14 protein-coding genes and 2 pseudogenes are annotated in these 12,784 nt (G+C 34.1%); 10 read left to right on the top strand and 6 right to left on the bottom strand.

What is annotated here, in order from left to right; genetic code table 11:
* Positions 1-300: 300 nt before the first annotated feature.
* The 4 genes from ADJ83_RS16490 (at position 301) to ADJ83_RS16505 (ending at position 3,791) form a co-directional block, all read left to right on the top strand.
* Positions 301-1,302 (top strand): sulfonate ABC transporter substrate-binding protein, encoded by a 1,002-nt coding sequence (locus ADJ83_RS16490; protein WP_048718424.1) that lies wholly within the window; start codon positions 301-303, stop codon positions 1,300-1,302.
* Positions 1,299-2,081: an aliphatic sulfonate ABC transporter permease SsuC gene (ssuC, locus tag ADJ83_RS16495; RefSeq protein WP_048718426.1), complete on the top strand. Its 783-nt coding sequence runs from the start codon at positions 1,299-1,301 to the stop codon at positions 2,079-2,081. The genes ADJ83_RS16490 and ssuC overlap by 4 nt, the downstream gene beginning before the upstream one ends.
* Before the next feature lie 18 nt (positions 2,082-2,099).
* Complete coding sequence (locus ADJ83_RS16500; protein ID WP_048718427.1) at positions 2,100-2,894, top strand: ATP-binding cassette domain-containing protein; 795 nt, start codon at positions 2,100-2,102, stop codon at positions 2,892-2,894.
* Between the two features lie 237 nt (positions 2,895-3,131).
* Complete coding sequence (locus ADJ83_RS16505; RefSeq protein ID WP_231512525.1) at positions 3,132-3,791, top strand: YitT family protein; 660 nt, start codon at positions 3,132-3,134, stop codon at positions 3,789-3,791.
* Between the two features lie 35 nt (positions 3,792-3,826).
* On the opposite strand, the gene ADJ83_RS16510 is transcribed toward ADJ83_RS16505, so the two are convergent.
* The gene (locus tag ADJ83_RS16510; protein ID WP_239687086.1) at positions 3,827-5,089 is read right to left on the bottom strand and encodes an MFS transporter; all 1,263 of its coding nucleotides are present in this window, start codon (positions 5,087-5,089) and stop codon (positions 3,827-3,829) included.
* Between the two features lie 233 nt (positions 5,090-5,322).
* Here ADJ83_RS16510 and ADJ83_RS16515 point away from each other — a divergent pair, with 233 nt between their 5' ends.
* Positions 5,323-5,745 (top strand): hypothetical protein, encoded by a 423-nt coding sequence (locus ADJ83_RS16515; RefSeq protein WP_048718433.1) that lies wholly within the window; start codon positions 5,323-5,325, stop codon positions 5,743-5,745.
* A 95-nt stretch (positions 5,746-5,840) separates the two neighbouring features.
* On the opposite strand, the pseudogene ADJ83_RS16520 reads toward ADJ83_RS16515, so the two are convergent.
* Positions 5,841-6,119: pseudogene (locus tag ADJ83_RS16520) on the bottom strand (YqhV family protein).
* A 435-nt stretch (positions 6,120-6,554) separates the two neighbouring features.
* Positions 6,555-6,671 (bottom strand): DUF4023 family protein, encoded by a 117-nt coding sequence (locus ADJ83_RS25000; protein ID WP_082169287.1) that lies wholly within the window; start codon positions 6,669-6,671, stop codon positions 6,555-6,557.
* Between the two features lie 284 nt (positions 6,672-6,955).
* Between ADJ83_RS25000 and ADJ83_RS16525 the strand changes: the two genes are divergently transcribed.
* The gene (locus ADJ83_RS16525; RefSeq protein ID WP_048718434.1) at positions 6,956-7,498 is read left to right on the top strand and encodes a flavodoxin family protein; all 543 of its coding nucleotides are present in this window, start codon (positions 6,956-6,958) and stop codon (positions 7,496-7,498) included.
* 23 nt (positions 7,499-7,521) lie between these two features.
* Here the strand turns inward: ADJ83_RS16525 and ADJ83_RS16530 are convergent, their stop codons facing one another.
* The gene (locus ADJ83_RS16530) at positions 7,522-7,998 is read right to left on the bottom strand and encodes a hypothetical protein (RefSeq protein WP_048718437.1); all 477 of its coding nucleotides are present in this window, start codon (positions 7,996-7,998) and stop codon (positions 7,522-7,524) included.
* Positions 7,998-8,789 (bottom strand): hypothetical protein, encoded by a 792-nt coding sequence (locus ADJ83_RS16535; RefSeq protein ID WP_048718440.1) that lies wholly within the window; start codon positions 8,787-8,789, stop codon positions 7,998-8,000. The genes ADJ83_RS16530 and ADJ83_RS16535 overlap by 1 nt, the downstream gene beginning before the upstream one ends.
* Before the next feature lie 142 nt (positions 8,790-8,931).
* Here ADJ83_RS16535 and ADJ83_RS26310 point away from each other — a divergent pair, with 142 nt between their 5' ends.
* Entirely contained in the window at positions 8,932-9,693 is a 762-nt protein-coding gene (locus tag ADJ83_RS26310; protein ID WP_048718442.1) for an NERD domain-containing protein, read from the top strand.
* Between the two features lie 71 nt (positions 9,694-9,764).
* Positions 9,765-10,469, top strand: a pseudogene (locus ADJ83_RS16545) (HAD hydrolase-like protein); the annotation flags it as partial.
* A 126-nt stretch (positions 10,470-10,595) separates the two neighbouring features.
* Here the strand turns inward: ADJ83_RS16545 and ADJ83_RS16550 are convergent.
* Positions 10,596-10,802: a hypothetical protein gene (locus ADJ83_RS16550; RefSeq protein WP_048718446.1), complete on the bottom strand. Its 207-nt coding sequence runs from the start codon at positions 10,800-10,802 to the stop codon at positions 10,596-10,598.
* 201 nt (positions 10,803-11,003) lie between these two features.
* On the opposite strand from ADJ83_RS16550, the gene ADJ83_RS16555 reads away from it, so the two are divergent.
* Both ADJ83_RS16555 and ADJ83_RS16560 read left to right on the top strand, forming a co-directional pair.
* The gene (locus ADJ83_RS16555) at positions 11,004-11,678 is read left to right on the top strand and encodes a response regulator transcription factor (RefSeq protein WP_031536408.1); all 675 of its coding nucleotides are present in this window, start codon (positions 11,004-11,006) and stop codon (positions 11,676-11,678) included.
* Positions 11,675-12,706, top strand: coding sequence for a HAMP domain-containing sensor histidine kinase (locus ADJ83_RS16560; protein ID WP_048718448.1), 1,032 nt, complete (start codon positions 11,675-11,677; stop codon positions 12,704-12,706). The genes ADJ83_RS16555 and ADJ83_RS16560 overlap by 4 nt, the downstream gene beginning before the upstream one ends.
* Positions 12,707-12,784: the final 78 nt, after the last annotated feature.

A 12,784-nucleotide genomic window follows, 5' to 3' on the forward strand; every position in this document is an offset into this window, starting at 1 on the left:
GCCTTATCCCTTTTCTTCCTTCCCTCTATCCCAAAGACTCCCCTCCCTATCTGATAACCAAAAAGATCGTATTCAAAAAAACTAAACAGGTACCTAATAGTATTCTTTGCATAGTTTATAAAGAACCAATGGCCAGAAAGAATAGGTGGAAATGCTATGTTAAAAAAGGTTTGATGATGGAACGGTCAGCTTTAAAGAAAGAAAAATACATTTTAGTAAATACCGATGCGGAGAATATCATCTTCTACAGGCTTCCTTAACATAGCTAACAAATAAAATAAGAGGAGATGATGCTTCTATATGAAAAAAAGAATGAGATATAAGACAATGGCTCTATTCTTGGGATGGATGCTGCTTTTCTCTACCTTATTGCTTTCTGCTTGTTCCATACCAAATCCACTAGGTGAGAATAGTAGCAATGATAAAGTATTTCGTATAGGTTATCAAAAAAATGGACCATTACTTATTTTGAAGGAACTAGGTACACTAGAAGAACGTTTAGAACCCCTTGGATATAAAGTAGAATGGTATGAATTTCAAGCTGGTCCAGCTTTACTTGAAGCATTAAATACCGGAAGTATAGACTTTGGTCGATCCGGTGATTCTCCTCCAATTTTTGCGCAAGCTTCTGATTCTACCTTACGATATGTTGCAGCAGGAAAATCAAAGTTTGAAGGCTCTGGTATTTTAGTGAAAAATGACTCTTCCATCAAAACATTAGCGGACTTAAAAGGAAAAAAAGTTGGTTTCGCCAAAGGAAGTAGTTCCCATTATTTATTAGTAAATGCTTTAGAAAAAGCTGGTTTAAGCTATAGTGACATAGAACCTGCTTATTTATCGCCTGGTGACGCTAGAATTGCCTTTGAAAAAAAAGAAATTGATGCTTGGGTTGTATGGGATCCTTTTACTGCTGATACCCAGTTACAAGCAGATGCAACACTATTAGTAAATGGAGAAGGCTTAACTAGTGATCGAGATTTCTTCCTAGCTTCCTCTAATTTTCTTCAAGAAAAGGAAGACATCATTAAAGTAGTTATGGAAGAAGTACAAAAATCATGTCAGTGGGCAAATAATCATCCAGAAGATTTAACAAAAATGCTCTCCTCTATTTTGGGTATAGATGAAGCCTCTATGAAAATGGCAGTTGAAAGGAGAGTGTATGGCGTAGAAGAAATAAATGACACGATTATAAAAGAACAGCAAGAAATTGCAGATACCTTTTATACTCTCCAACTTATACCAAAGAAAGTAAAGGTGAGTGAGAACGTTTATACACTGGATTTAAAGGATGAAGAAAATTGAAGAATACAGTTCTCTACTTCATAAAAAAATTATTGCCGTGGGGCATTCCTATTTTACTGCTAATCGGGTGGCAATTGGTTATTATGACAGGGATAATTTCGTCAAGAATACTTCCAGCTCCGTCAGATGTTTATCTGGCTGCCATAAACTTGTTTCAAACTGGAGAACTCACTCATCATGTATGGATTAGTTTATGGAGAGCGTCTATTGGATTTCTGATCGGTGGTATAATTGGATTCGTGTTAGGTCTATTAAACGGTTTATTTCGATTTACGGAGCTATTACTTGACACTTCTATTCAAATGTTACGAAATATTCCTCATTTAGCTTTAATACCATTAGTCATTCTTTGGTTTGGGATTGGGGAAGAAGCAAAAGTATTTCTCGTAGCTTTAGGGGTTTTATTCCCCGTATACCTTAATACCTACCATGGTATTAAAACAGTTGATAAAGGGTTAATCGAAATGGGAAGAATGTATGGCCTCAATGGCTTTTCTCTCTTCCTAAATGTTGTATTTCCAGGTGCGCTTTCTTCCATCCTTGTAGGTTTACGATTTTCATTAGGAATTATGTGGATTACTTTGATTGTTGCTGAAACAATATCCTCTACTTCTGGGATTGGCTATATGGCAATGAATGCGAGGGAATTTATGAGGATGGATATTATCGTATTAAGTATCCTTTTGTATGCATTACTTGGAAAACTTTCAGATGTAATCGCACGTTTTATGGAAACACGATGGCTTAAATGGCATCCTAGCTACCAAAAACATTCCTAATGAAAGGAGGATTGGAAGATGAGTAAAGAAAAAATATATCTAGAAATGAAAAATCTAGAAAAAAGCTACAATAAGACAAAGGTCTTAAATTCTTTAAATCTCACAATAAATCGAGGCGAATTTATTGCGATTGTCGGAAAAAGCGGATGTGGAAAAAGTACATTATTGCGCTTACTGAGTGGATTAGAAAAACCAACTAAAGGGGAAATACTAATCGACGGGAAACCTTTAAATAGCTTAAACAGTGAAGCCTGTATGATGTTCCAAGATGGTCGCTTACTTCCATGGAAACGAGTCCTAGATAATGTCAAATTAGGGATAAAAGGGATTCACCGTAAGGAAGCAATCCAGGTTTTGCGTGATGTTGGATTAGAAGACAAAAAAGATGAATGGCCTGCAAAACTTTCTGGCGGCCAGAAACAAAGAGTTGCATTGGCTCGATCTCTTATGCATAAACCAAGGTTGCTGTTACTTGATGAACCCCTTGGAGCATTGGATGCTCTTACTCGTCTTGAAATGCAATCCATGATTGAAAATATTCAAATGACCCATGGATTTACCTCCTTATTAGTAACACATGATGTCGAAGAAGCTGTAGCACTTGCAGATCGAGTCATTATTCTTCAAGATGGAGTGATCGCACAAGATATACCAATTGCTTTAGAAAGGTCACGTCAGCGAAATCATACTGTTTTTGCTTCTCTAGTAAACGATATATTGAAAAAAATCCTCCAGCCAACCGATGAAAAGTCCCATCGAACGATAGAGGATGAACGAAACATAGCATTAAAAACTATTCCAAAACTAAATTAATGAGTATAAAAGGAGGGGTCTGACTATCGTTTGCCCTTCTTCTTTTTCTATCGTTAGGCACTTAAAAACCTTAAACTAGCCTTTTATACAAGGTTACCCCCATCATCCAAGATACATTTTACTGATAGTCCTCCCTATTATTATGAAGAAAACCTTACATTAAAGGTCATTCCTTTCTATGTCTCTGCATACACTTGTTATTATAGTGGACATGCATATTAAATGAGGGATGATTTTTTGAGAAAAAAAAAGCCGGTAACTTATTCACCTTATCGATTGAGAAGAATATGTAGAAAATACTCCTTCATTTTGCTAGGAGCAATTATACAAGGATGCGCAATGGGTATATTCCTTTTCCCAAATTCTATTCCTTCAGGAGGAGCTGGCGGTTTAACTGTTCTCTTCCATTATTTTTTTAACATCCCCCTAAGTATTATTCTTTGGATAATAAATGCTTCTATGCTCCTTTTTGCCATCCATTTCTTAGGCGGTAGCAGTGCAGTTGGAACATTATTTGGAATAACAATCACCTCTTTAGCCGTTAACATTTCCCAAACTTATTTGAGTACTCCCTTTTCCAATGTGTGGATGGATATGCTTATTGGATCCTTGATACTGGGAACAGGAATCGGTATTCTATTAAGGCAAGGTGTATCGAATGGTGGAATTGGAGTAATCGCTTTAATCATTTCCAAATATAAAAACATTAACCCAGGGAAACCATTATTTTGGATAAATGGCGTAATATTTGTCATTACTGCTTATATTATTGATTGGCAAATTGTAATACAAGCTCTCGTCTGCCAATGGTTATCTACACAAATTGTTGCATTTCTCTATAATTTAAAAATTCGTCTAACTATATCAACTCCTGCGTTTGCTTGGCGAAAAAAATAATAATGCTGTTTGGGAAACATCCCAAAATAGCATTATTATCTCCCTTCAATAGGCTCCAAAAAAGAAATCACTTCTTTTTTTTCCGCTTCTTTTTGGTCTTTTTTCCCCTTTTCTCCCTCTGGCTGTTTTTTATCCTCTACTTTAATTAATAACAAGGCAAGAAGACCCACTACACAAGTAAATCCAGCTATTGATAAAAACATACCTAATCGTGACCAATCCATCAACCTTCCGAAAATTGGTGGACCTATTGCAACTCCTAAGAACCGTACAGAGCCATATAAAGAGGTAACGAATCCTCTTCTTTCTTTGCCTACAGCCCCAGTAATAAAACTATTGATGCAAGGTAAAATCAAACCAGTTCCAACACTGCTGACTGCAAGGACTGCTATAAAAGGTACGAGGCTCTTAAACAAACTCAAAGTCGCATAAGATGCGGTAACAAAAAGAAATCCAAGTACAATTAACTTTTTCATTAGCTTTTGATTTTTGCCTATTTTACTTCCTGTAATATAGGAAGTTGTACACATTACTAATAAGGGAATTGCTAATATTAACCCCTTTATAACACCGTCAATTTTATACGTTTTCTCTAAAGTATCTGATAAATAAAAAAGGATACCAAAGAGTGTAAATAAACAAGTTGCACCTGCTAAGTATGCTGTAAATAACCATTTTCCTTCATGCTTAAAAACACTTAATAACCCTTTAATATATTTGCTTGGGGCAGGAGGTTTTTTACTATGCTCCTTTTCTCTAATGAAAATCCATGACAAAATAATAGATATACATACAACCATCGGAAAAGCAAAAAATACGCCATACCAAACAATTAAGGCAATTGCAGAACCAAGTATCGGAGAAAGTACTTTCCCAAATCCATTTGATGCTTCCACAAGCCCCAAAATCCTACTTTCTTTCGCTCCTTTATATAAATCGGCAGTTAATGCCATTGCTATCGGAGCGGTTCCAGCAGCACCTATCCCTTGTAAGGATCTCCCTACTAAGATCCATGTGTAAGCATGCGAAAATTTGGCTGCAGCAAATCCAGCTACTATTCCACCAATTCCATATAAAAACAAAGCAGGAATAATAACAGACTTTCTCGTGAAACGATCCGATAAATAACCTAAAATCGGAATAAAAAAAGCGGCAACTACTGAAAAAACCGTTATGGTCATACTAGCTTGAAAAGCAGAGAGATTAATTTCAGATTGCATTTTTGGCAATATTGGTATAAGCATGGAATTTCCTAGTGTCATGATGAGCGGAATAGAACCAATCGCTACTGCTGTCATTTTTGTATTTTTTTTCTTTTCCACAAATACTACCTCCATTAACTATACATCCGTATTCCATAAATTTTGCGATTTCGATAATCTTTAGTTAGATTATCCGTAGATAGAAAAGTTATTCCGTTTTACAAAATAATGTTTATACCCAGAATACAAAGACTTAGGAAGGGAAAAATAAAATACAACTAAGTAATACAAAGCAATAGTTTCTAAAACTCAACAACGGAGGAAAAAAATTGAAGTTATTTATAGAATATATCCTGGATGAAATAGAGCAAATGGGATTGAAGAAAGGATTTCGCACCTCCCTTTCCTCTAGTAAGAATGAGGAGAACTATCTTAGAGGTACATTACAGTATTTTGATAAAGACTTCTTTATTCACTTTGTCATATTCTTCAGTTATCCTGAAAAAAATCCAAATTTAACTTATACCTTCTGGATATTAAATCACCACGGGAATGAACAGTTGCTAAAAAATGATAGTGGCAAAGAAAGCGTGGAAGAGGAGGATGAGGAAAATAATAAACAGAAAAAGGTAGATTTAATTAAGGAACATTGCCTTAGCGAAATAAATGTAAACATCTCTAAAGGAGAGGAAATCCAAAACTTACTAAAAAAAATCGAAATTATTCTTTCTAAGGAAATCGTTATTACTTAATGTTCATTCTCTAATGTTTTTTATTATAATCCTCCTACACAAAAGCAATAAAATTGCCTTTTAATCACCTCACAAGGAGAAAAAGGCAATTTTTATTAATTTTCTCTTTTCACCCCATAAATAATCAGCCCAACCCCTAATAATATCCACATCATCTTAACAAAGGAGATTTTATCTGTTAACCCCTATAAGCCAATAAAGGTGGTTGCTATAAGCACAAGAGGGCCTACAATTGCTAATGAGCTATTTATTATAAGCGCTTTTTCTATCTCATTTGCCTTCAGCATTAAAAGTGCTGCAGTAATTTCAATGCTTCCTGATAATAATCTTAGGATAACCATTCCGAGAACCGCTTTTTCAATGAACGATAACATATACTCCTCCCGCCAATAGCAAAATTTACTATCATTATATGCAGAGGCAATTTTTATAGGACAGGTTTTTAAAGTTCTTAATAGAATTCTGATTAATAATGGAATCATATAAATTTAAACCAGACCTATTGTTTTCTCCATCTCCCTAATACATGAATTACAATAGCCTACCTCGCCATCAAATTTATACCACTGTTTACACTTTAGACACTTCTTATGTAAGACATCATTAATCATCAAATCATATCCGTAATATGTCATGACTTTCTCAATTTTCATTTCATCTCTCCCTTTCTTCTCTTTATCCTTTGCTACAGTATACCGAGCGATATGGAGTGGTGATAGCAATAAGGATTTTTATGGGAAAGTAGGAGATTCGAACGATAAAAAAGAACTGCACCATAAATTTTAAGGCACAGTTCTTTTCTGATCTTTTTAGTGCTGCTTATTTGGTAATTTTCCTTCTGGATGTCCTTTGCCTTGCTTTTTATTTTTCTCTTGCTTCTTTTGATCGTTCTTTAATTTTTCAACAAACTGATTCGTATCTTCCATTATTATCCCTCCTATAAATGTTCATGTTATTTTATCCGATTATCGGCCATTGCATTCCTTTCCAATCCTTTCGTTTTAAAATGAATATTTAGCAAATTAAAAAAAGTGCCTCTCCGTTTGGATTAGTACACATAACAAATATAGTCTAATTATTTAAACTAAGTCTTCAAGTCACCTTCCATTATCGATTTATTCGATAATACCTATCTATATTATCCTCTTTATTAACAGTCACTTTCATATTAAGATAGAAAAAAAGAATAGATGGAAAGGATGAAAAATTCATGAAAACGATCGCCGTAATAGATGGGGGAACTCGACCTAATGGAAATACCGCAATCTTGACTAATCTGATAACAGAAGGTATCTCTGTAGAATTGATTCAACTTAGAGATTATACCATCTATCCAATTATAGATATGCGACACACTTTGAAGGGATTTCAAAACAAAGCGGATGACTATAATGCAATAATTGATAAAATACTTGCCCATGACATATTAATCTTCTCCACCCCTATTTACTGGTATAGCATGTCTGGTTTGATGAAGAATTTCGTCGATCGCTGGTCACACTCCTTAAGGGATATAAATTACCCTGACTTCAAAGAAAAAATGGCTGCGAAGAAAGCATATGTCATTGCTGTCGGCGGAGATACTCCAAATGTGAAAGGCTTGCCTATGATTCAACAGTTTCAGTATATCTTTGATTTTATGAGGATTGAATTTGGAGGATATATTTTAGGTGTTGGCAATAAGCCAGGAGACATTATGCAAGATCAAAAAGCTCTTTTTGCTGCTGCTCAGATAAAAAAAGAATTAATATAAGAATATATGAGCACTGTCCCTATTTAGCTGGACGGTGCTCTACTCTTTACCTTTGCTACACCTAGGGCATAATAATCAAAGAATATATTCTCAACCATTTCCCCTTGTGACTCTTCACAATCCACAATTACGATTACTTCTGAATAATTTCCCTTTAACAATCGCTTTCTCTTTTTTATGACTATTTCTGTAAAAAAGCGAATCCCAACTCCAATAAGAAAACCGACCGCGGCTCCTATTAACCCCCAATAAATCGGTCCTAATCTAAGCTTAAACCCTATACTTGCCCCAATAACAGAAAAAGCAGTAGCTAGTGCTGCTCCAATATCAATAAAAGAGGTTCCATCTGATAGATGAATATTATCAAAAAGTTTACGTTCTCCCGTTTGATTATCTAAAGGAAGAACAAATATACTCTCCTTCTTAATCCCCTTTTTCTCTAGCGTACTAATAGCCATTTCTATAAAACTCGAATGTTCAAATGTTGAAAATACTTGCATTATGACTTCACCTTTTGCCCTTTTAATACTTTAAATGACGATGATTGATAATTTTCTTTAAAATAGAAGCGCTGTTCTTTATCATAAAGTTTATTGTTTTCCACGGTGTTTATATAAGAATCAAATATAGCAAATCCATAAATCGACGGGAAAAACAACAACCATTCAGCATCTAATGCCGATGTAGCTTGTTTTATTTCCCCTAAAAATAATAGGGAAATGGCTTCAAGTCCATGAGATAAATAAAAAAATACTACCACCCAAATAATCACAAAAAATGCAGTGACAATTCTATGTATGTATAATTGACCTAATCCTGGCATAAAAAGTGACCATATAATTGCCATAACAGGATTTCTCTTATCGAGATAGTTGATTTCCATTACACCGATACTAAAAGAATTGAACCGATGCTCCTCCCGCTCTGCCAATACAAACACTTTATTCAAATCTACTGTCGTTCGATAGCTATCCCAAATCGCGAAGATATATACTGGAATATAAATGAGCAGCCATCTTGTATCAAGAACTTCTTTAGCCTTGTCAATCTCTCCTTGAAACGAATAAATCATAGCTAAATTCAAATGACTGTTAACATTTACTATTACTTCCCAAATAAATAAAACAAACCCTCGTAGATATTTTGATAAAAGAAGATGTCCGAATCCAGGAAAAGCAGCACTCCACCACCCTATGATATAAGGATTTCGCAGGTGAATTTGTGTCGTTCCGAGAACACTAACATGCGCCCTAAACCTTCTAGCTGTATTGTCATTTGTAAAATTATCCATAATTAAATTCACCTTGTTTTTCTTCATATATTACAAAGGAATAATAACTTGGTGTTATTTTTGTCTAAAATATGAAAGTTCATCCATGATTTAACTTTTTTAGTACAATAGAACTAAAAGAAAATAGAAAGGAAGATTAAAATTGATAGGAATTTTTGCATTATTACTATTTTTAGTTATCGCTAATCGCTTCTACCCAACAATAAAGGGTTTTATTGGGGAAATGAGGGTAAATAAACTTTTATCCAAATTGGAATTTCCATACAAGCAATGGAGAGATTTATATGTTCCAAATAGTAAAAGAGGCATGTCTCAAATAGATCATGTTCTGTTTGGTAAAAATGCTTTATTTATAATAGAGACCAAAAACTATCAAGGATGGATTTATGGAAGTGAAAATAGTCAGACGTGGACACAAGCTATTTATAAGAAAAAACAAAAATTCAAAAATCCAATTTGGCAAAATTATGGACATATTCAAGCTATAAAGGAGTATCTTTCTGAAGAAGTCCCAGAAAACTTTCCTATTTACTCTATTATCGTATTTAGTAATGAAGCAACATTAAAATACAAAACACCTTTTAAAAAAGCATCTGTCATAAATAACCGGAAACTTCTCTCTACTATAAAAGAACTGGATGTACCTTTCATTCAAGAAACAATTAATCGAGATACTATCGAAAACAAGTTAAATAGTTTATTAATTTCTGATAAAAAACAAAAGAAAAAAGTAGCAAAAAATCATATTAAGTCGATACAGTCTGAAGTAAAAACAAATAAAAAGAAAGTAAAACAAAATATTTGTCCCCATTGTGGCAACTCACTTGTTCAACGTAAGGGAAAAAATGGCCCCTTTACTGGTTGTAGTAATTTTCCCAAATGTAGATATACAAAAGCTATATGACCTATGTAAAACTTCAAAACACCATTGGAATTTTATGCTAAAATATATCTTAGAAATAAAACGAACTTTACAAAGGGGAGAACGAAATGTCTCAAGCATTAATATTTGATATGGATGGCACGCTTTTTCAAACAGATAAAATTTTAGAAATATCCCTTAATGATACTTTTAATCACTTGCGCTCTCTTCATTATTGGGAAGGAGCTACCCCCATTCAAACATATCGTGAAATTATGGGTGTTCCATTACCGATCGTTTGGGAAACATTATTACCTAATCATTCTATCGAGGTAAGAGAACAAACGGATGCTTATTTTCTTAAACGATTGGTTACAAATATAAAGAATGGAAAAGGTGCATTATACCCAAATGTAAAAGAAATTCTCTCCTATTTGAAAGAAAATAACTTTTCCATTTACGTAGCTAGTAATGGCTTAATAGAATATTTACATGCCATTGTAGAATTCTATCAATTAAATAATTGGCTTACAGAGACATATAGTATTCAACAAATTGCATCACTGAATAAATCAGATCTTGTTCGTAGTATCATAGCCAAACACGGAATAACTAGTGCTGCTGTTGTCGGTGACCGACTTTCTGATATTAAGGCTGCCAAAGAGAATGGACTAATTTCTATCGGCTGTAATTTTGATTTTGCTAGAGAAGATGAAATTAGCCAGGCTGCTATCGTTATTGATGATTTATTGGAGTTAAAATCAATTATACCGAAATTATTCACCTATCCAGTTAACGAACTTCTACATAATATATAAGAGATTAATAGGACTAGGACTAATAATCCTACTGCGGAATCTATAAAGCTATAGAACAAATAGCTGCCTTATTTGGCAGCTTAGCTATTAAACATATTGTTCCTTATTATCAAATTGCATCCCGTTTCAATTCTTTACAATTTCAGCAATACTCATAAAGCTGTTTGTGCGAATCCCCCATAAATCAACGTTTCCAATAAATTCGTAATTTTGTTGACTTAACAATGTTTCTAAGCTTTCTTTCCGTTCCTCATAGGGCAATTTGTATTCATCTATTAAATGCGCTTCGTCTCCTACTATTTCATAATAACTAAATAAAATGGAGTAACCCATCAAAACTATCTCCCCTTTTTCCCATCGTACAATGTATTCAATTAAATACATTAATTTATTTCTATACAAAACATAGATTTTCATATTTATGTTACTTAGTATAATGTTGTAAAGTAAACTGAATATAAACTTCTAAAAATTTATTTTCAGTTTACATTTTGCTTTTAAAATTAGGATAACTTATAGCTATGGAGGCATTTGATGTTTAAAATATTAGTGGTGGAAGATGACAAAAATACAAGAAAATTAATGTGTGCTGTCTTAAAACAGTATGGGTATCAAACTTTTGATGCTCAAGATGGAATGGAAGCTCTTTGTATGATGGAAAAAGAACATGTTGATTTAGTAGTTCTTGATTTAATGATGCCGAAAATGGATGGCTATGAATTAACGCGACAGCTTAGACAATCATGGGAGACTCTCCCTATATTAATGGTTACTGCAAAACAAGAACCAAAAGATAAAAGGAAAGGGTTTCTTGTCGGTACCGATGATTATATGACTAAACCTGTGGATGAAGAAGAAATGGTGCTTCGTATTAAAGCTCTTTTACGGAGAGCTAAAATTGCTAATGAACATAAGCTTACAGTGGGTAAAACGGTACTTGATTATGATGCACTTACCGTATCCCGGGGTGATCTCGTTTTTACGTTGCCACCTAAAGAATTTTTCTTATTGTTCAAACTACTATCCTATCCAAATATGATTTTCACACGCATTCAGCTCATGGATGAGATTTGGGGGATGGAATCTGAAACAGATGATCGCACACTTAATGTTCATATAAACCGGTTAAGAGACCGGTTGCGAGATATTCCAGAATTTGAAATTGTGACTGTTCGCGGACTAGGCTATAAGGCAGTGAAAACAGGATGAGAGATTTCTTTACCAAACGATTAAGTCTTGCTATCACATTAGTTATGTTTGTCTTTAGTGTAATGGTTGCAACGGTATTGGTAGCTGCCATGATTACTTTTGCCTTACAGCATTTAGGAATTATCTCAAAGAATAGTCAGCTTCCTTTATTTCCCTTAGTCGCTTTTTTAGGCTTCTGTATATTACTTGGAACTTCCTTAACAGCCTTTCTCAGTAAAAAGGCATTAAACCCTATTCGAACCGTAATCGATGCTACACATAAAGTTGCTGATGGTGATTTTACGGTGCAAGTAAACATAAAAGGAATAGGAGAATTAGAAGAATTATCCCAAAGCTTCAATAAAATGACTCAAGAGCTTTCCGGAATTGAAACATTACGAAGTGATTTTGTAAATAATTTTTCACATGAATTCAAAACCCCTATTGTATCTTTACGTGGGTTCGCAAAATTACTAAAAGAAAATAATTTAACAGAAGAAGAGCGACAAGAATACCTAGATATTATCATAACCGAGTCGGAGCGGTTAGCGGCACTTTCTACAAATGTACTGGCACTTTCAAAGTATGAAAATCTTGAAATTATTACCGATAAAGCGCCATTTCGATTGGACGAGCAAATACGAAAAACAATCGTCTTAATGGAACCAAAATGGGCTGCCAAAGAAATTAATATTAACGTCGAACTAGATGAAGTGACCTATAGTGGCAATGAAGATTTAACGCAACAAATTTGGTTAAACCTTTTGGATAATGCTATTAAGTTTTCAAATGGTGGGGGCTTGATACAAATAACCCTTACAAAGACAAAGGAAGAAATTTGTTTTATAATCCAAGATAATGGATCTGGTATGGATAAGCATACAAAAGCACATCTCTTCGATAAATTTTATCAAGGAGATACCTCTCATTCCAAATCAGGCAATGGGCTAGGATTAGCACTTGTAAAGCGAATTGTGCAACTATGTCATGGAGAGATTTATGTTGAGAGTGAAAAAGATTGTGGTAGCATCTTTATCGTTCGAATATAAGTACTTCCCTCTTTCCTTTTGCTTTTTCCATAGACAAGAGAGATATTTTAATAGTGAAAATTTATGTTTTTTATAAAA

This window comes from Bacillus sp. 522_BSPC (genome assembly GCF_001076885.1).
GTDB classification, from domain to species: domain Bacteria; phylum Bacillota; class Bacilli; order Bacillales; family Cytobacillaceae; genus Niallia; species Niallia hominis.